Origin of the sequence: Rhodococcus sp. NPDC059968 (assembly GCF_042738615.1) — a bacterium.
Lineage (GTDB): Bacteria > Actinomycetota > Actinomycetes > Mycobacteriales > Mycobacteriaceae > Rhodococcus_F.
The window spans coordinates 54,777-73,667 of record NZ_JBHWUE010000030.1; the positions used below are offsets into that span (position 1 = coordinate 54,777).

The window sequence follows — 18,891 nt, forward strand, 5'->3', positions numbered from 1 at the left end:
GCGCCGGGTCCAGGGCACTGCGCGCCCAATGCCGCCGATGGATACTGGGCCTCATGACCGAGCGCGTCGACACACCCGGCATCGATCCCGCGGACTTCCGCGTCCACGTCGTGGCGCAGGCCATCCGGCTGTTCTCCGAGAACGGGTACGAGGCGACGACAGTAGAGCAGATCGCGTCGGCCGCGGGCGTGTCCCGGCGGACGTTCTTCCGCCAGTTCCGCTCCAAGGAAGACGTGATCTTCGCCGATCACGAATCGCTGTTGCAGCAGGCAGGCGATTATCTGTCGACGGATTCCGACGACCCGTGGGCGGCGGTCTGCAGGACGGCGGGCCTGGTCTTCGACAGGTTTCGCGAGAATCGGGAGCTGTCGGCTCGCCGATACCAGGTGGTCCAGCGCGTGCCCGCGCTGCGCGACCGGGAGATCGTCACCGGCTTCCGCTACGAGCGGTTGTTCGTCGACTACCTGCGCGGTGTCGTACCCACCGAACCGGTGCTGAAGGTCATCGGATTCGCGGCCGCCGTCACCGCGTGCCACAACTTCCTGCTCCGGAACATGATCAAGGGCGACCCCGACGCCACCGCCGAGGAACTCGAACGGGCCCTCCTCGACGTGCGCCGGACGTTCGGCGTCGCTCCGGGGGCGTCGACGCAGGACCAGGACGCTGTTCTGGTGGTGTCGTACCCACCGGGAACGCCGGTGGACGAGATCACCGGGCGTATCCAGGCCCAGCTGTCCCGGCGCCGACGCTGAGCGGCCGGGGTGACGACTCCCACCCTTGACTGGCACTCAGTGCCGTGGTTGACTGCACTGTAGTGGCAGAAGTTTGCCCACCACGAACATTGCGGCCCACCTGAACGACAACAACCCTGGCACGGAGTGCCTATTCAGACTCGGTGCCGTCGAGACTCAGCAAGGAGCGCCCCATGGCCGGAAATCCGGACTTCGATCTGTTCAAGCTCGGTGAAGAGCACGATGAACTTCGGTCCGCGATCCGCGCGCTCTCCGAGAAGGAGATCGCACCCTACGCGAAGGAGGTCGACGAGGATGCGCGCTTCCCCGAGGAGGCCCGCGTCGCCCTCGTGAACTCCGGGTTCAACGCCATCCACGTCCCCGAGGAATACGACGGCCAGGGAGCCGACTCCGTCGCCACCTGCATCGTGATCGAAGAGGTCGCCCGCGTCTGCGGCTCCTCCTCCCTGATCCCCGCCGTCAACAAGCTCGGCACCATGGGCCTCATCCTCAACGGCTCCGAAGAACTCAAGCAGCAGGTCCTGCCGCAGCTCGCGTCCGGCGAGGCCATGGCGTCCTACGCTCTGTCCGAGCGTGAGGCCGGCTCGGACGCCGCCGGCATGCGCACCCGCGCCAAGGCCGACGGCGACGACTGGATCCTCAACGGCTCCAAGTGCTGGATCACCAACGGTGGCAAGTCCAGCTGGTACACCGTCATGGCCGTCACCGACGCCGACAAGGGCGCCAACGGCATCTCCGCGTTCATGGTCCACGAGGACGACGAGGGCTTCGTCGTCGGACCGAAGGAGAAGAAGCTCGGCATCAAGGGTTCGCCCACCGCGGAGCTCTACTTCGAGAACTGCAAGGTCCCCGGCGACCGCATCATCGGCGAGCCCGGCACCGGTTTCAAGACGGCGCTGCAGACGCTCGACCACACCCGTCCCACCATCGGCGCGCAGGCAGTCGGCCTCGCGCAGGGCGCCCTCGACGCCGCTCTCGCCTACACCAAGGACCGCAAGCAGTTCGGCAAGTCGATCAGCGACTTCCAGGCCGTGCAGTTCATGCTCGCCGACATGGCGATGAAGGTCGAGGCCGCACGCCTCATGGTCTACACCTCCGCGGCGCGCGCCGAGCGCGGCGAGAAGAACCTCGGTTTCATCTCCGCGGCCGCCAAGTGCTTCGCCTCCGACGTCGCGATGGAGGTCACCACGGACGCCGTGCAGCTGTTCGGTGGCGCCGGCTACACCACCGACTTCCCTGTCGAGCGGATGATGCGTGATGCGAAGATCACTCAGATCTACGAAGGCACCAACCAGATCCAGCGCGTCGTGATGTCGCGTGCACTGTTGAAGTAGGCGGCTACGCCGCCCGTGCGCCTTTTTGGTAGTTCCCGCTACCAGAAAGGCGCACGGCTACGTGAGGAGAATTTGTGGAACTAGTAGGCGTGATCGGCGGCGGCACCATGGGTGCCGGCATCGCCGAGGTATGCATCAAGGCCGGCAGCTCGGTTCTCATCCTCGAGACCAAGCCGGAATTCGCCGAGGCCGCGCAGGCCCGGATCGAGAAGTCCCTGGCTCGCGGGGTCAAGGCGGGCAAGCTCGACCAGGACGCCGCGGACGCCGCACTCGCCCGCGTGCGGGTCACCCTCGCTATCGAGGACTTCGCGGACCGCGACCTCGTGATCGAGGCGGCGCCGGAGATCGAGTCGCTCAAGGTCGACATCTTCGGCAAGCTCGACAAGATCGTGAAGCCGTCGGGCATCCTGGCGTCCAACACGTCGTCCATCCCGCTGATCAAGATGGCCAACGCCACGCAGCGTCCCGGGCAGGTCGTGGGTGTCCACTTCTTCAACCCGGTGCCGGTGATGCCGCTGGTGGAGATCGTGGTCAGCCTGGTCACGTCGGAGGAGACCGTCCTCGCGGTCACCGATTACGCGAAGAACACACTGCGCAAGAAGACGGTGCGGGCCGGTGACCGCGCGGGCTTCATCGTGAACGCGCTGCTCATCCCGTACCTCACGTCGGCGGTCCGGATGCTCGAGTCGGGTTATGCCACGGCCGAGGACATCGACGAGGCGATGAAGGGCGGCTGCGGCTACCCGATGGGCCCGCTGACGCTGATCGACACCGTCGGCCTCGACATCACCCTCGCCGCGGCGGAGTCGCTGTACGCGGAGTTCGCCGAGCCGCACTACGCTCCCCCGACGCTGCTCAAGCGCAAGGTGGACGCCGGACACCTCGGCAAGAAGAGCGGCAAGGGCTTCTACGACTACAGCTAGCCACGCCCCTCCGGAAGCCCGTCGCGTTGTCGCGGCGGGCTTTCACCATTCTTGACCGCAAATCCCATGTAGGAGATGGCCGTGCTCCTGATCTGCCCGAAGTCGAGCCGGCGGCTCAACTCCCCGTAACTGAGCCGTGTTCCGCCTGCCCGGGCGAGGTCGAGCAGCCGGAGAGGATTCTTCGACCGCGGCCCGAGCCCGACGAACTCGCCGAGCCGCAGACCGTGCCGCTCCATGATCGGCGCCAGCTCCGCGGGACGGATACACATCGACCAGTCGTGGATGGGAGTGTCGAACATCCGGGTCATCCGCCACTCCTGCATGATCTTGATCGCGACGAGCTTGCTGGCGAACGTGCGGTTGATGGTGTCGAACAGGTACAGACCGCCGGGTTTCAGCGCACGGGACGTCTCGGCGATCACCCCGTCCAGATCCGACACGTGCTCGAGGACGTCGCAGCAGTAGACGACGTCGAACGCGGCATCCGGCACCGGCAGGTGCTCGCCCGACCCGATGCGGTACTCGATGTCGAGTGCCGAGCCGGCTGCGTGCCGACGCGCGGTATCGACCGACACCGGGGACGGATCGATGCCCGTCACCCGGAAACCGATGCGGGTGAACTCCTCCGCGAGGAACCCGCCGCCCGAACCGACGTCGAGGGCGCGGAGTCCGCGGTGGTCACGACCGACCGTCTCGCCGAGCACCTTGCGGAAGTAGGCGAATCGTCCCGGCGTCAGGCTTCCGTGCAGCAGGTTGAGTGGGTTGTCTTCCTCCCACCACGACTCCCCCACACGGTTGTAGACATCGTTGTCGATGACCAAGCGGACCACCCCTTCTCTGCCGACGGCACAGCGACGACTCCAGCCTTCTCCTGCGCGTCGGTCACTTCAAGGCCGGTGCCCTTACGCGAGCGCCGCCTCCCGTACGCGCCGCTCGTCGAATCCGAGAGCACGCTGCGGCCGGACTCGTGGGCGTGGACATCGACGGGACTGTCCGTGGTGGCCGTGGTCGCGTGCGGTCTCACCGCTGTCCACCTCGGAAAACGCTCCTCCTGAGCTTATTGCACGATACATATCTTGTGCACCATGCATATGCTGTGTATGGTGCACAAATTGTGTTTCGCAGAGTTGAGGAGATTCGTGTGGACAGTCCGACGCCCGCCGTCCGCCCGGGCGGCCTCGTCGCCGTGCTGGCATTCACCGGCATCGTCGCCGCGCTCATGCAGACCCTCGTGGTGCCGCTGATCGGCGACCTCCCCCGATTGCTCGACACGACCGCCTCCAACGCGTCCTGGGTGATCACCGCGACGCTGCTCGCCGGCGCAGTGGCGACACCGGTCACCGGACGTCTCGGCGACCTGTACGGCAAGCGGCGAATGATGCTGATCTGCACCGTGCCGCTCGTCCTCGGCTCGGTGGTCTGTGCGCTCGCCACATCCCTGGCCCCGATGGTGATCGGCCGAGGGCTGCAGGGCATCGGTGTGGGCATGATTCCGCTGGGCATCAGCGCACTGCGGGACCTCTTGCCGCCCGAGCGCCTGCACTCCTCCATCGCCTTGATGAGCTCGTCCATGGGCATCGGCGGCGCCCTCGGTCTGCCACTCGCGGCAACGGTCGCCGAGAATTCGAGCTGGCGCGTGCTGTTCTGGGGCGCCGCCGGGCTCAGCGCGCTGATCGCCGTGCTGCTCTGGTTCTTCGTGCCTGCCACGCCTGTCCACGGACCCAAGGCCCGCTTCGATCCCATTGGGGCAGTCGGACTGGGTGTCGGACTGGTGTCCCTGCTGCTGGCTGTGTCCAAGGGCGCCGACTGGGGCTGGGCGAGCAGCACCACCCTCGGTCTGTTCGCGACCACGGTCATCGCGTTGACGGCCTGGGGTTGGTGGGAACTCCGCACTCCCGAACCATTGGTCGACCTGCGGGTGATCGCCGGCCGTCAGGTGCTGCTGACCAACGCCGCGTCCGTCGTGGTCGGCTTCGCCATGTACGCCCAGTCCCTGATCGTTCCGCAGCTGCTGCAGCTACCGGCGTCCACGGGATACGGCCTGGGACAGTCGATGCTGGCCATGGGCCTGTGGATGGCTCCCTCGGGCCTGATGATGATGGCGGTCTCCCCCTTCGGCGCCAAGCTGTCGTCCACTCGCGGACCGAAGGTCACCCTGCTCGTCGGAAGCCTCGTCATCGCGCTCGGCTACGGATCGTCGATGTTCCTGATGGGGTCGACGTGGGGCTTGGTCGTCGTGACCTGCATCTGCGGCTCGGGCGTCGGCCTGGCCTACGGCGCGATGCCCGCCCTGGTGATGAGCGCCGTGCCGCAGTCCGCGACCGCCTCCGCCAACAGCGTCAACTCCCTGATGCGCTCGGTCGGTACCGCGGTGTCCGCGGCCGTCGTCGGTGTGGTCCTGGCCCAGATGAGCGTGCAGGTCGCCGGTCACACCCTGCCCACCGAGGGCGGCTTCCGAACCGGTCTGTTGATCGGTTGCGGTGTCGCACTCGTCGCCGCGGCCATCACGCTGGCCATTCCCACCCGCCGCGCCACCCCCGCGGCGCCGAATTCGATTCCCACCGAACCGCTCGCGCCGTCGAAGGTGTAGACCTTTGCCGGTTGCCTACCTGTGGAGGGCGTATCCGGCAACGGGGTTGCCGTTGATGTACACCGTTCCCTCGTAGGTCCCGTCGGGCCTCGGGGTGATCCGGTCGGTCAGGAAGGGAAGCCCGGAGGGGCTGTAGTCGGTGACGATGGATCCGCTCGCTTCCGGGGTGGTCATGCCGAAGATGTACGGGAAGAACACACCGAAGTTGTCCATGACCCACCCCGGTCCGAACGTCTTGCCCTTCCAGATCAGGTCGCCACCGAGAACGTTGGTGGTGCCGAGGTACGTGCCGGCAGGCAACGGGACCGGCATGGGCACGGGTAGCGGCGGTGGCATGGGCGCCGGCACCGGGTCTGCAGCGGCTGTCCCCGCGGCGAAGAATGACAGGCCGGCCACCGCGACGGCCCCGACTGCGACCTTGCGCATGATGTCCATGAGTTCTCCGTATATCGAGGTGCGTGGCGGAAAGTGTCGCACGTGCACAGCCGTCACAGGGCGAGTGTGAAGAAGATGCTGTTCGGATCGTTGCCGTAGTCCCCGAACGGGGGACATTCGGTGAAGCCGTGCTCGGTGTACAGGCGCCGGGCCGGGGCGAAGAAATCCTCGGTGCCGGTCTCGAGGCTGAGCCGGACGTACCCGCGTGCCCGCGCCTCGTCGACCAGGTGCGCGAGGAGCCGGGTGGCCACGCCCCGCCCGCGCGCCTCCGTGGCCGTCCGCATCGACTTGATCTCGCCTTCGGCCGGCGAGAGCTCACGCAGAGCCACGGTTCCCAGCACGGCCTCCTCGTCCCACAGCGTCCACACGGTGACCGAGGGGTCCCGCAGACCGGACAGATCGAGGGCGTGAACACTTTCGGGCGGCGACGTGGCACGCATGTCCGCCAGGTGCTCGGCCAGCAGTCCGTGCACGTCCTCGCGGGACAGGTCGTCGACTTCGATGTACACGTGCGGGCTCTCGACTTTCCGTTTCGACCGGGCAACGATGTCGAGTATGCCGAAGCCGGCGCGAGAAATCGCAACGAGTACCGCACTGTCTGGACCGCAGCGCACCATGGGGAGATGACCGACACGGTTCTGCGCCTGAGCAGCCGTCAGGGGCGGTGGGTGGTCACCGCCACCGTTCTCGGCTCGAGCCTCGCGCTACTGGACGGCACGGTGGTGAACATTGCCCTGCCGCACATCGGCGAGGACCTCGGGTCGGATGTCGCGGGAATGCAGTGGGTACTGAGCGGCTACACCCTCGCGCTGGCGTCGTTGATCCTGCTGGGCGGGGCGCTCGGGGATCGCTGGGGCAGGCGCCGCGTCTTCGTCTGGGGGACGGTCTGGTTCGCGGTGGCGTCACTCCTGTGCGGCATCGCACCCGACATCACGATGCTCGTGATTGCCCGGATTCTGCAGGGTGTCGGCGCTGCGATGCTGACCCCCGGCAGCCTCGCTCTGATCTCGGCGTCGATCCACGAGGACGACCGGGGTGCCGCGATCGGACTGTGGTCGGGGCTCGGCGGGGTGGCCGGGGCGATCGGACCTCTATTGGGCGGCTGGCTGGTGGAGGTGGCCGGCTGGCGGTCGGTGTTCCTGCTCAATCTTCCGCTCGCCGTCGTCGTCGTGTGGGCGTCGATGCGGCACGTCCCCGAGAGCCGGGACCCGCATCCGTCCGATCACCTCGACGTGCTGGGGTCGATGTGCGCGGTGGTCGGTCTCGGCGCGCTCACCTACGGTCTGATCGAGATGAACCTGATCGCCGGGGTGGTCGGAGCCGTCACGCTGGTCGCGTTCGTCGTGGTGGAACGGCGCTCACCGAACGCGCTGGTACCGCCGAGCCTGTTCGCGTCGCGCATGTTCGTGGCGGCGAACCTGGTGACGCTCGCCGTGTACGCCGCACTCGGCGGCGTCTTCTTCCTGCTGGTCCTGCAGTTGCAGTTGGTGGCCGGATACTCGCCGATCGAAGCCGGGGTCGCCACCATCCCGATCACGCTGGCGATGCTGGCCTTCTCCTCGCGCGCCGGCGGCTACGCCCAGACCCACGGCCCCCGGCTGCCGATGACCGTCGGGCCCGCACTCGCAGCGGTCGGCCTGCTGTTGATGACACGGATCGGTCCGGGTGCGAACTATTGGACGGTCGTGCTCCCCGGCGTCGTCGTCTTCGGCCTCGGATTGTCCACCATGGTCGCGCCGCTGACCGCCGCCGTGCTCGGGTCGGTCCCGGTGGAACAGTCCGGCATCGCGTCCGGAGTGAACAACGCCGTCGCGCGCACAAGTCAGCTGCTGGCGGTGGCCGCACTCCCCGGTATCGCCGGGATCGACGCCGAAAGCATGATCGACCCCACCAGCTTCTCGCACGGCTTCCGCATCGCGATGTTCATCTGCATCGCACTGCTGCTGATTGGTGCGACCATCGCCGCAGCCCTGATCCGCGCGCCCGCCCCACCGGCTCCCACCGCGGATTCGGTTGCATGCAAACCACATTGCGACGTCACCGGCCCGGCAGTGCAACCGACCCTCGCCCGGCCTGGCCCTACTCCCCCGAAGGGATGACGCGCAGCGCTGCCCCGTGTTCGCGCACCTCGTCGTGGAGGGCCTCCATCTTGACGTCGAGATTGCGGGCCACGTCGGCAGCATCCTTCAACTCGTCCAGCAGCGCGGCCGGGACCGCCTTGTCGTACTTGTAGTAGATCTTGTGCTCGAGGCTTGCCCAGAAATCCATGGCCACCGTACGGATCTGGATCTCCACCCGCACCGATTCGACGCGGTCGGACATGAACACCGGAACCTCCACGATCAGATGCAGACTCCGGTATCCGTTGGGTTTGGGTTCGGCGATGTAATCCTTGACCTCGACGAGGGTGATGTCCTGCTGGCCCGTCAACAGGTCGCTGATCCGGTACGCGTCCTGAATGAAGCTGCAGGTGATCCGGATTCCGGCGATGTCGTGGATGTTGCCGCGGATGGAGTCGAGAGTGAGCGGAATACCCTTGCGGGCGGCCTTGCCCAGGACGCTGTCGGCCGACTTCAGCCTCGACTTCACGTGCTCGATCGGGGTGTACTCGTGAATGTAGGTGAACTCGTCCTTCAAGATGTTGATCTTGGTCATCATCTCGTCGATGCCGAATTTGTACGACATCAGGAATCGGGTGAAATCCCGTCCCTCGTCGGAGTTTCGGAGACTCAGCAGTCCGGTCACGTCATCGGCCGTTCGCTGCTCCACACGTCACCCCCACCATGGATTCGTACATCGCCGACGGAGTGGGAGCGGGGGGGGCAGCGGCGCGGCACCGTCGGCCGCGAACGCCTGGAGCATGTAGCCCACGAGACGACGCCACGCATCAGGGGCCGCGGCGCCCGTCGCCTCGATGACCCCCGCGTTCGCCATCAGAAGCAACACCAGGTCCTGCGAGGAGAAATCCGCGCGCAGCCGACCGGTGCCCTTGGCGCGTTCGATCAGCCGATCGAAGCCGCGGTAAGCCTCGGCCCTCTTCGCCTCGAATTCGCTCGCGGTGGGAAACGTCATCGTGAGCACGTGAGTGAAGCCGCGATCCTCCGCCTGCATGGCGCACACCCGCTCGACGTAGGCGCAGAAACCGTTCCACGGATCGGGGTCGGCCGCGGCCTCGTCGATGGCGTCGACGTAGGCGCTCATCTTGTCGGCGAAGACGTCGGTGATCAGATCCTCCCTGGTGGGGAAACGGCGATACAACGTCGCGATGCCGACCCCGGCCCGCCGGGCGACCTCGGCCATGGAGGCCGTCAGCCCTTGCTCGGCGAACACCTCCTGCGCCGCGTCGACGACGCGCGAGCGGTTGCGCTCGGCGTCGGTGCGCAACGCGTGCCTGCACGCATCCCGTGCCTCCTTCGGTCCCGACTTCACCATGAACCCGATGCTACCCGAAGTGGAATACGCACTCCGTTTATCGTGCGGAAGGCGGCACCCGCGATCAGCAATTGAGTCGCGCGCTTTCGTATCCTGGTCGGGTGGCGATTTCCGGTACCGACCCCGCGAGCGTCCGGGTCGACAGTTGGACCTGGGCGGTCCGGCTGTTCAAGACGCGCTCCGCGGCGGCGGCCGCCTGCAGGTCGGGGCACGTGCGGGTCAACGGCACCACCGCCAAACCCGCGCAGCCGGTCAAGGTCGGGGACGAGGTCCGCATTCGCGCGGCGGGTGTCGAACGCATCGTCGAGGTCGTCCGGCCCATCACCAAACGGGTCGGCGCGGTGGTGGCGGTCGAGTGCTACGCCGACAACACCCCACCGCCCCCACCGCGCGAAGTCCTCGCGTCGATACCGCAGCGCGACCGCGGCGCCGGCAGGCCCACCAAGCGCGAACGCCGTGAGATGGACCGGTTGCGCGGGTTGTGACCGCTCAGGCCGGGGTGTGGCTGAGGATGCGCAGGGCGGCCGGCACCGCCTCGATGGTGACCGGCAGCGGACCGACCCGGTCGCCGTCCGCGTAGGCCGTGATGCCGTCGCACTGCAGTCGCACCGTCCGCGAACGGTAGGTCTGCACGTCGGGGAGATCCACGTGTGTGCCCTTGTAGACCCGGGGAAACAACCGGACCAGCCTCGACCGGCGACCGTAGTCGACGACCGTCACGTCGAGCAGGCCGTCGGTCTTGTCGGCGCCCGGGCAGATCTGCATGCCGCCGCCGTAGGAGCGTCCGTTGCCCACCGCAACGAGGGTGGCGTCCACCTGGAACGTCTCCTCGTCCAGTTCGATGGTGTAGTGCAGTGGGCGGAGCCGCGTCAGTTCGGCGAGCATCGCGAGGTTGTACCGCATCGGGCCTTTCGGCCAGGACATCCGGTTGGCGCGGTCCGTGACGAGCGAGTCGAATCCGCTCGCGACGATGGTGCCCGCCCACACCACCGCGCCGTCCGTGAGCGTGATCCTGGCTAGGTCGGACTCCTGCACCTCCCCGTCGGCGATCACGTCGGCCGCGGCGACGGGATCGCCGACGGGGATACCGAATTCGCGCGCGTGGTCGTTGCCGGTGCCGGCCGGGATCAGCCCGACCGGGGTTCCGGATTGCGCGGCCGCCTGCAACCCGATGCTGATGGCGCCGTCCCCGCCGACGACGACGAGCGCGTCGGTGCCGTCGTCGATCGCCCGGCGGGCCAGCATGCGCGCGTGATCGGCGTCCGTCCCGATGATCTCGGTGACGGCTACCCCGCGCTCACGCAGGCGGGCCACCCCCTTGCGGCCGGCGACGGGGGCGTGACCGTGTCCGGCGAGCGGGTTGACGAGGACGGTGACCTTCTCGATCACCTGCTGCGTGCTCACGGAATCAGCTTGCCGGGGTTGAGGATTCCCGCCGGATCGACCGTGTCCTTCACTGCCCGCAGAATCGCGACACCCAGGTCGCCGATCTCGTCCCGCATCCACGGGCGGTGGTCGACTCCGACCGCGTGGTGGTGCGTGATGGTTCCGCCGGCGGCGACGATCGCATCACCGGCGGCGGTCTTGGCCTTACGCCACTGTTCGATCGGGTCTTCCGCCTGCGCGGACACGACGGTGAAATACAGCGAGGCGCCGGTCGGGTACGTGTGTGAAATGTGACAGAGAACGAGCGGCGGGGTGCCCTGCCCGGACAGCGACTCCGTCAGCGCGGTGGTCACGGCCGCGCGGAGCGCAGCGAGGTTGCCCCAGGTGGTCGCGGTTTCCAGCGTCTCGCACAGCGCTCCCGCGTCGAGCAGCGCGTCGCGCAGGTACGGCGCATCGAAACGTCCGTGCTCCCAGCCGTTTCCGGGCCCCTCGCCCAGGGACGTGCCGCCGTGCGCCACCAGCACGGCGCGAGCCTCCGCCGTCCGCTCCGCGGTGTGCTCGGCGGTGCCCTCGAACGTCGTGATCGCCAGGCAGCCGCCGGTGACGGTCTCCTCACCGATCTTGTCGGTGGTCGTGAGGTTCACCCCCGTCTCCGCCTCGTCGGACAGTCGCAGCACGGTCGGGACCGCACCTTCCTGCCGCAACGCACGCAGAGCCGCCGCGCCCGTCTCGAAGTCGGGGAAACTCCACCCTTCCCGGACGGTGGCGTCGGGGACCGCGTGCACCCGTACCCGCACCCGGGTGATGACGCCGAGCGTTCCCTCCGACCCGACGAACAGTTCGCCGAGGTCCGGACCCGCCGCGGAGGCCGGGGCGCGCCCCGTGTCGAGAGTCCCGGTGGGGGTCACCACCCGCAGTCCCTGCACCATGTCCTCGAACCGCCCGTACCCCGCGGACGCCTGCCCCGACGACCGGGTGGCCGCGAAGCCGCCGATGGTCGCGAACATGAAGCTCTGCGGGAAGTGCCCGAGCGAGAAGCCGTGGGCGCCGAGCAGTTCCTCGGCGAGCGGACCCGTCACGCCCGCTCCCAGCGTCGCGATGCCGGAGTCGGTGTCGAGGTCGATGAGCGCGTCGAACCGGCGCAGGTCCAGCGAGACGACGGCGTCGAATCGGTCGCGCACGGGGTCGAGCCCGCCGACCACGCTCGTTCCGCCGCCGAACGGCACCACGGCGATGTCGTGGTCTGCGCAGTATCGGAGCACGTCGGCGACCTCGGCGTCCGTGCCGGGAGTGATCACGGCGTCGGGCGCGTTCTGCGGTTCGGTGCTGCGGCGACGCAGCAGGTCGAGCGTGCTCTTGCCGCCGGAACGCAGCAGCCGGTCGGAGTGCGCGGTGCTGCAGAACTGTTCTCCGACGATGCCCGCGAGCGCGGCGACCTGCTGGCCGGACAGTGCGCTCGGAACCAGGACGACGTCGCCGGCCGCACGGTCGGACGGCTCCCTGATCGTGACGCCGAGGGCCTGCTGCAGCAGTCCCTTGATGCCGTCCGAGAGGACCTTGTGCTTCTCCGGCGCGCCCCAGGCGTCCCACTGCATCGGGGGTGCCGTCAGGACGGCATGATCTTCCGATCGCTCATTACTCATGCGTTATAGTGTTACACATCATGTAAGAGTGTAACTAGCCCTTTCAGCGACCGCCCCGCTCCCGCCACACCTGACGGATGGGCCGCAGCACCAACCCCATCTGCTTCCGTGTCTTCCCACGCGTCACCAGAACACCCGTGATCGCCACGACCCAGACCGGGTACTGCACGAGCCAGGCCACCCGGAACGCCTCGAACGAGTACCCGCCCATCGCGTCGAGGATGAGACCCATCGCCTGGATGACCAGCAACGACGCCAGGAAGCCGCCGATGTTGACCATTCCCTGCGCCGTTCCCATGCTGGTGCTGGGGTTGAACATCCGGGCGTAGTCGAAGCCGATCATCGAACCGGGGCCACCCACCGAGATCACCATCACGAGCACGATCAGCAACCAGATCGGCGCCGGACCCGGCAGCGACAGGACGACGGTCCAGATCGCCGCGTTGCTGATCATGATCGCCAGCACCAGATAGGAGCGGCGCATCGGGAAGCGGCCGCTGAGGATGCCGATGATCGGACCGGCCACGATCGCCGAGATCACCGACAGGGTCAGCAGCGAACCGGCCTCCGCCGGCGACAACCCCTGCGCCGACCTCAGGTACGGCACACCCCACAGCAGGGCGAACGTGGTCATCGAGAACTGCGTGCCCATGTGGGTGAAGAACCCGAGTCGGGTGCCGTGACGACCCCACACGGCGCGGATCTGCTTGCCCACCTCCCGCAGTCCGGCGGGCGCGGCCACCACCTCCAGACCGGGAGGGGCATTGCGGATGCAGGAGACGGCCAGCACGAAGGACAGCAAACCGAGCGACGCCGCGCTGCCGTAGGCGAAACTCCAGCCCGGCCCGTTCAGCAACAGCATCAACGGCAGCGCCGACAGGATCTGACCGATCTGACCGAAGATGCCGGTCAGCTGCGACACGAGCGGGACCCGCCTCGGCGCGAACCACTGCGGCACCAGACGCAGCACGGAGATGAACGTCATCGCGTCGCCGACGCCGACGAAAACGCGCGCGGCGACCGCCAGGGGCAGCGATTCGGTGAGCGCGAGGAGCATCTGCGCCGACGCCATGATGAGGGCGCCCGCGGAAATCATGATCCGCGACCCGTACCGGTCGAGGAGCACACCGGCCGGGATCTGCATCCCCGCGTACACCACGATCTGGAGTACGACGAAACCCGACAACACACTCGGACTGATCGAAAATCGTTCCGTCGCCGCGAGGCCCGACACACCGAACGAGGTTCGATGCAGGACGGCGACGATATATGCGACAACCCCGACGCCCCACACCAACCACACTCTGCTCATCGCAGATCAAACTACCCCCCAGCAGGTATTACCCGCTGGCTGAAGTCACTCGCGGCCCAGTGACACCCAGGTCGGATCGGCCGTGCGCTCGCCGACGGTGAGGTCCGCCAGCAGGTCCAGGCGGGCGATCTGCCCCTCGGTCAGCGTGAGTGCGACCGCGCCTGCGTTCTCCGTCACACGGGCCGCGAACCGGGTGCCGGGAATCGACACGGACGGCAACCCGAACTCGCGGCCTTTCGCGTCCAGCCACGCCAGCGACACCTGGGCGGGCGTCGCGTCGAGTTCGGCAGCGACCTCGCGGACGACGTCGAGCACCTTCAGGTTCGCCGGCAGCGCATCGTCGCCGAAACGCGGGAACCGGCGACGCAGATCCTTGTCGCCCAGCGTGGCCGGGTCGTACGTTCCGGTGAGGAAGCCCCGGCCCACCGGCGAGTACGGCACGAAGCCGATGCCCAGTTCCGCCGCCGCGGGAACCACGTGCTTCTCGACGTCGCGGCTCCAGATGCTCCACTCGCTCTGGATCGCGGCGATGGGGTGCACGCGCGACGCGCGACGCAACTCGTCGCCGGTCGCCTCCGACAGTCCGATGTTGCGGACCTTCCCGGCCTTCACCTGTTCCGCGATCGCACCGACGGTGTCCTCGATGGGCACCTCGGGGTCGACGCGGTGCAGGTAGTAGAGATCGACGGTGTCGACGCCGAGCCGGGACAGCGATTCGTCGAGGGCCTGCGCCACGTACTCGGGCTTGCCGTTGATGCTGCGCCGGCCGTTCGCGATGTTGCCGACGAGACCGAACTTGGTGGCCAGCTGCACCTCGTCGCGGCGTTCCTTCAGCACCGTGCCCACCGCGATCTCACTCGCGCCGTCGCCGTACACGTTGGCCGTGTCGATGAACGTCACTCCGATGTCGATGGCGTGGTGGAGGGTCGCGAGCGCCTCCGCGGCATCGACGGGGCCGTACACGGGGGCGACGGACATGGCGCCGTAGCCCTGCGCGCTGACGGTGAGGCCTTCGGACAACTGCACGGTGGGAATGTTGGTCATGCGCCCCATCCTTCCCGAGCACCCCAACAGGTGCATCGTTTGGAATCGCGCTGATCGTGACCCGGCTGCCTCTACCCTGAAGGCATGGCATTCGACTGGTTCGAACTCGCCCGCATCGCCCACCGCGAGTTCGGTGCACGGGTCGCCGCGATCACCGACTGGTCGGCGCCGACCCCGGACCGCGAATGGGACGTCACAGAGCTGGTGCGGCACGTCATCGAGGAACAGCAGTGGGTTCCCCCACTGCTCGCCGGGAAGACGGTCGGCGAAGCAACCCCGGACATCGAGCCCCTGCACGGCGACATGCGGTCGGAATGGCAGCGGTATTCGGACGCGGCCATCCACTCGTGGTCGTCGACCGACCCGCAGACGCAGGTGCACCTGTCCTACGGCACGGTGCCGCTCGAGCCGTATCTGCGGCAGCAGATCGCCGACGTCACCATCCACGCATGGGACCTCGCCAAGGCCACCGGATCCGACGACACACTCGACCCGCAACTCGTCGCCGGCGTCTGGTCGGACCTCGACGGCCAACGCGAGATGCTCTCCGAGAGCGGACTGTTCGCCGACCCCGTCGACGTTCCCGACGACGCACCACTACAGGATCGCCTGATCGCCCTGACCGGGCGCGATCCCCGGCAACGCATTTAACCAACCGCCGCCGAGGGTCCCGCCTACGCTGAGATACATGAGTACCCCGGATCCGAAACCCCGCAGCCGCGACGTCACCGACGGACTGGAGAAGACCGCAGCGCGCGGAATGCTCCGTGCGGTGGGCATGGGCGACGACGACTGGGGGAAATCCCAGATCGGCGTGGCATCGTCGTGGAACGAGATCACCCCCTGCAACCTGTCGCTCGACCGGCTCGCGAAGGCCGTCAAGGACGGCGTCCACGCCGCAGGCGGGTATCCCCTCGAGTTCGGCACCATCTCGGTGTCCGACGGCATCTCGATGGGACACGAGGGCATGCACTTCTCCCTCGTCTCCCGTGAGGTGATCGCCGACAGTGTGGAAACGGTGATGCAGGCCGAACGCCTCGACGGATCGGTGCTGCTCGCCGGTTGCGACAAGTCGCTGCCCGGCATGCTGATGGCCGCGGCCCGCCTCGACCTCGCGAGCGTGTTCCTCTACGCCGGTTCGATCCTGCCGGGTGTCGCCAAACTGTCCGACGGCACCGAACTCGACGTCACCATCATCGACGCGTTCGAGGCGGTCGGCGCCTGTTCGCGCGGACTGATGAGCCGCGAGGACGTCGACGCCATCGAGCGTGCCATCTGTCCCGGCGAGGGCGCGTGCGGCGGGATGTATACCGCGAACACGATGGCCAGTGCCGCCGAGGCACTCGGCATGTCGTTGCCCGGCAGCGCGTCGCCGCCCGCCACCGACCGTCGTCGCGACGGATTCGCGAGGCGCAGCGGTGAAGCCGTCGTCGAACTGCTCCGCCGCGGCATCACCGCCAGGGACATCCTCACCAAGGAGGCGTTCGAGAACGCCATCGCCGTGGTCATGGCGTTCGGCGGCTCCACCAACGCCGTCCTGCACCTTTTGGCGATCGCGAGCGAAGCGGATGTCGAACTGACCCTCGACGATTTCTCCCGCGTCGGCGCCCGCGTCCCGCACCTCGCGGACGTCAAACCGTTCGGCAAGCACGTGATGAAGGACGTCGACCACATCGGCGGCGTCCCCGTCATCATGAAGGCCCTGCTCGACGCCGGGATGCTGCACGGCGACTGTCTCACCGTCACCGGAAAGACGATGGCCGAGAACCTGGCGGCCATCGCACCTCCCGACCCGGACGGCAAGGTGCTCCGCGCGATGAGCTCGCCCATCCACCCGACCGGCGGAATCACGATCCTCAAGGGTTCCCTCGCCCCGGGCGGCGCGGTGGTGAAGTCGGCCGGGTTCGACTCCGACGTCTTCACCGGCACCGCCCGCGTCTTCGAACGGGAACGGGCCGCGATGGACGCCCTCGAGGACGGCACCATCACGAACGGCGACGTCGTGGTCATCCGCTACGAGGGCCCCAAGGGCGGTCCCGGCATGCGCGAGATGCTCGCAATCACCGGCGCGATCAAGGGTGCCGGACTGGGGAAGGACGTCCTCCTCCTCACGGACGGCCGATTCTCCGGCGGCACCACCGGCCTGTGCGTCGGCCACGTGGCACCGGAGGCCGTCGACGGCGGTCCCATCGCGTTCGTCCGCGACGGCGACCAGATCCGATTGAACGTCGGGACGGGCACGCTGGAATTGCTCGTCGACGAAGAGGAACTCGCGGGCCGTAAGAACGGGTGGGAGCCTCTGCCCCCGCGCTACACCCGAGGTGTCCTGGCCAAGTACACGAAGCTCGTCGGTTCCGCCTCGGGCGGCGCCGTCTGCGGCTAGGCGCTCCGCGCCCGTGCGCCTTTCTGGTCGTCCTGGCTACCAAAAAGGCGCACGGGCGCCGGAGGCGCCTAGATGGGCCGGAACCCGGCGCCGGGACCGCCGCTCGCGTTCATGTCGGCGATGATCGAGTTGAGGTTGGTGCCGATTTCCGGGCCGATGCACGGCGCCGCGAGATAGGCGTTGACCATGGCCACCAGAGTGGTGCCGACGACCATCGGTGCGCCCGAGTCACCCTCGATCACGCAGGCCTGGGTCCATGTTTCGCCCGTCTGCATCAGGTCGCCGTAGACGATGCCGCAGGTGTTTCCCGTGGTACGGCCTTCCTTGCATGCCACCTGCGGGAAGGCTGCCGGTGCGCCGATCTGTGTGATGGTGACACCGCCGACCCGGTTCACCGGGACGACCTTCTTGGGGTCGAACTGGATCACCGCGTAGTCGAGAGCGGGATTCGAGACGACGAACTCGCCGACGATGCCACTGTCCTGACTGGCCTCGGGCACCACGTAGGAGCCCGCTTCACCGCAGTGGCCCGCCGTGAGGCCGACGAGCCGGCCCGCGTTGTCGTGCCCGATGGTGGTGAGTGAGCAGACGAGTTCGTCGTTCACCACGATCCCCGAACCGCCCCCCAAGACGGCGGCCGGAGCTGCTGTTGCGGACCCCGCCGCAACGAATCCCAGAATTCCCGCTGTCGCCGCAACAACCGCCGCGAATCGTTTCAACATTTTTCGAACCTTCCCGGATGAGCCCCGACGGCCGCGTGTCTCCCCATAAGAATCCCACCCGCACAAGCCCTGCGTGCGGGAATGCCGATGTAGAGACCGCGACCGTTGCTCACCCGGGCGCTACTCGACGGCGCCGAGCGCCTCCAGTGCTTTGCGGGCGTCCTCGAGTTGCCGGCTCAGCTCGTCGACCCGGGCCGCCGCAAGGTTGCGTGCCGCCACGATGATCGACTCGACGGCCTCGATCGCCGTCTCCTCCCCGAGTTCCCGGACAGCGCGCTCGACGGCGTCCGGAGAGACGGGGACGGCCCTGCCGGGACGTTTGGCTCCGTGCGCGACGGTGACGCTCCAGTCGTTGTCGGCGCCGGCGTGGATGGTGACGCTGACTCCCGCGGGCACCTTCTTGCCGGTGCGTTTGGCCGGTGCCGTGGCGGGTTTCGGGACCGCGGTGGCGGCGGGCTGTGGCGTCGCGACGGTCTTGGCGGCGGGTGCCTTGGGGGCAGGGGGCGGACCGGGTTCGATCTCCTGGTGCACGACCGGCGCCGCGGGGGCGGTGCGTGCGGGCGCAGGCTTGGGAGCGGGAATTCGTCTCATCAGAAGCTCCTCTGCTTCGAAGGGGAGCTCGTCGTCGACACCTTTGGGGCGGATCAAGGCCGTATTGCCTTGCACGGAGATAACTTTCGCCGAGGCTCCGGCCTCGAGCCCGAGGCTGGGCATCGCCTCGCGCAGATACACGGTGGCCCGCTTGCCTTCCGCGATCGCGGCAGCGAGGGTCTCGAGATTCTCCGCGGTCAGGTGATCCGGTGCGGCGGCGCCGGAACGTCTACGGGGCGGCATGCGCTGTCCTTTCTGGTCTGTCTCCTGGTTACGCTCGTGAGCACCGCAACTCTCGCACACGCCACCGACGTTTCCGCATCGGACGGGCTCGCACAGTGGCA

Annotated in this window: 19 protein-coding genes; 8 read left to right on the forward strand and 11 right to left on the reverse strand. The window is 67.8% G+C overall.

All coding sequences use genetic code 11. The annotated features are described in order from the left end of the window. The first annotated feature begins 53 nt into the window (after positions 1–53). The 3 genes from ACFWAY_RS23375 to ACFWAY_RS23385 all read left to right on the forward strand — a co-directional run bounded on the left by ACFWAY_RS23375 (position 54) and on the right by ACFWAY_RS23385 (position 3,009). Positions 54–752 carry a TetR family transcriptional regulator gene (locus tag ACFWAY_RS23375; RefSeq protein WP_378453264.1) on the forward strand — a complete coding sequence of 233 codons (699 nt, stop codon included), beginning with the start codon at positions 54–56 and terminating at the stop codon, positions 750–752. A gap of 173 nt (positions 753–925) precedes the next feature. Continuing rightward, positions 926–2,086: an acyl-CoA dehydrogenase gene (locus ACFWAY_RS23380; RefSeq protein ID WP_378453263.1), complete on the forward strand. Its 1,161-nt coding sequence runs from the start codon at positions 926–928 to the stop codon at positions 2,084–2,086. 74 nt (positions 2,087–2,160) lie between these two features. After that, positions 2,161–3,009, forward strand: a complete 849-nt coding sequence (locus ACFWAY_RS23385; RefSeq protein ID WP_378512348.1) for a 3-hydroxybutyryl-CoA dehydrogenase — start codon at positions 2,161–2,163, stop codon at positions 3,007–3,009. On the opposite strand, the gene ubiG is transcribed toward ACFWAY_RS23385, so the two are convergent. Then, on the reverse strand, positions 3,006–3,839 hold the full coding sequence (ubiG, locus tag ACFWAY_RS23390; protein WP_378512349.1) for a bifunctional 2-polyprenyl-6-hydroxyphenol methylase/3-demethylubiquinol 3-O-methyltransferase UbiG: 834 nt from the start codon (positions 3,837–3,839) through the stop codon (positions 3,006–3,008). The two genes, ACFWAY_RS23385 and ubiG, sit on opposite strands and share 4 nt — an antisense overlap. 311 nt (positions 3,840–4,150) lie before the next feature. Here ubiG and ACFWAY_RS23395 point away from each other — a divergent pair, with 311 nt between their 5' ends. Continuing rightward, positions 4,151–5,599: an MFS transporter gene (locus tag ACFWAY_RS23395; RefSeq protein WP_378512350.1), complete on the forward strand. Its 1,449-nt coding sequence runs from the start codon at positions 4,151–4,153 to the stop codon at positions 5,597–5,599. A 15-nt stretch (positions 5,600–5,614) separates the two neighbouring features. Here ACFWAY_RS23395 and ACFWAY_RS23400 read toward each other — a convergent pair whose 3' ends face one another. After that, entirely contained in the window at positions 5,615–6,034 is a 420-nt protein-coding gene (locus ACFWAY_RS23400) for a hypothetical protein (RefSeq protein WP_378453258.1), read from the reverse strand. A 53-nt stretch (positions 6,035–6,087) separates the two neighbouring features. Continuing rightward, on the reverse strand, positions 6,088–6,651 hold the full coding sequence (locus tag ACFWAY_RS23405; protein WP_378512351.1) for a GNAT family N-acetyltransferase: 564 nt from the start codon (positions 6,649–6,651) through the stop codon (positions 6,088–6,090). A 6-nt stretch (positions 6,652–6,657) separates the two neighbouring features. Between ACFWAY_RS23405 and ACFWAY_RS23410 the strand changes: the two genes are divergently transcribed. Next, entirely contained in the window at positions 6,658–8,133 is a 1,476-nt protein-coding gene (locus ACFWAY_RS23410) for an MFS transporter (protein ID WP_378512352.1), read from the forward strand. Here the strand turns inward: ACFWAY_RS23410 and ACFWAY_RS23415 are convergent. Beyond that, a complete protein-coding gene (locus ACFWAY_RS23415; RefSeq protein ID WP_378453316.1) occupies positions 8,114–8,779 on the reverse strand; it encodes a GTP pyrophosphokinase family protein in 666 nt (221 codons plus the stop codon). The genes ACFWAY_RS23410 and ACFWAY_RS23415 overlap by 20 nt on opposite strands. Before the next feature lie 27 nt (positions 8,780–8,806). Next, positions 8,807–9,466, reverse strand: a complete 660-nt coding sequence (locus tag ACFWAY_RS23420; protein ID WP_378512353.1) for a TetR/AcrR family transcriptional regulator — start codon at positions 9,464–9,466, stop codon at positions 8,807–8,809. A gap of 101 nt (positions 9,467–9,567) precedes the next feature. On the opposite strand from ACFWAY_RS23420, the gene ACFWAY_RS23425 reads away from it, so the two are divergent. Further along, a complete protein-coding gene (locus ACFWAY_RS23425; protein ID WP_378512354.1) occupies positions 9,568–9,951 on the forward strand; it encodes an RNA-binding S4 domain-containing protein in 384 nt (127 codons plus the stop codon). A gap of 4 nt (positions 9,952–9,955) precedes the next feature. Here ACFWAY_RS23425 and ACFWAY_RS23430 read toward each other — a convergent pair whose 3' ends face one another. From ACFWAY_RS23430 to ACFWAY_RS23445, 4 genes are all read right to left on the reverse strand, one after another. Further along, complete coding sequence (locus tag ACFWAY_RS23430; protein ID WP_378453253.1) at positions 9,956–10,870, reverse strand: diacylglycerol kinase; 915 nt, start codon at positions 10,868–10,870, stop codon at positions 9,956–9,958. After that, the gene (locus ACFWAY_RS23435; protein ID WP_378512373.1) at positions 10,867–12,447 is read right to left on the reverse strand and encodes an FAD-binding oxidoreductase; all 1,581 of its coding nucleotides are present in this window, start codon (positions 12,445–12,447) and stop codon (positions 10,867–10,869) included. Before ACFWAY_RS23435 ends, ACFWAY_RS23430 begins: the two co-directional genes overlap by 4 nt. 91 nt (positions 12,448–12,538) lie before the next feature. Further along, entirely contained in the window at positions 12,539–13,807 is a 1,269-nt protein-coding gene (locus ACFWAY_RS23440; protein WP_378453252.1) for a nitrate/nitrite transporter, read from the reverse strand. A gap of 45 nt (positions 13,808–13,852) precedes the next feature. Continuing rightward, complete coding sequence (locus tag ACFWAY_RS23445; protein WP_378453251.1) at positions 13,853–14,851, reverse strand: aldo/keto reductase; 999 nt, start codon at positions 14,849–14,851, stop codon at positions 13,853–13,855. 84 nt (positions 14,852–14,935) lie between these two features. Here ACFWAY_RS23445 and ACFWAY_RS23450 point away from each other — a divergent pair, with 84 nt between their 5' ends. Both ACFWAY_RS23450 and ilvD read left to right on the forward strand, forming a co-directional pair. Beyond that, positions 14,936–15,502: a TIGR03086 family metal-binding protein gene (locus tag ACFWAY_RS23450; protein WP_378453250.1), complete on the forward strand. Its 567-nt coding sequence runs from the start codon at positions 14,936–14,938 to the stop codon at positions 15,500–15,502. A 37-nt stretch (positions 15,503–15,539) separates the two neighbouring features. After that, on the forward strand, positions 15,540–17,234 hold the full coding sequence (gene ilvD, locus ACFWAY_RS23455) for a dihydroxy-acid dehydratase (RefSeq protein ID WP_378453249.1): 1,695 nt from the start codon (positions 15,540–15,542) through the stop codon (positions 17,232–17,234). A 68-nt stretch (positions 17,235–17,302) separates the two neighbouring features. Here the strand turns inward: ilvD and ACFWAY_RS23460 are convergent, their stop codons facing one another. After that, positions 17,303–17,956, reverse strand: coding sequence for a S1 family peptidase (locus ACFWAY_RS23460; RefSeq protein WP_378453248.1), 654 nt, complete (start codon positions 17,954–17,956; stop codon positions 17,303–17,305). Between the two features lie 120 nt (positions 17,957–18,076). Continuing rightward, positions 18,077–18,790 carry a DUF6319 family protein gene (locus ACFWAY_RS23465; protein ID WP_378512355.1) on the reverse strand — a complete coding sequence of 238 codons (714 nt, stop codon included), beginning with the start codon at positions 18,788–18,790 and terminating at the stop codon, positions 18,077–18,079. Positions 18,791–18,891: the final 101 nt, after the last annotated feature.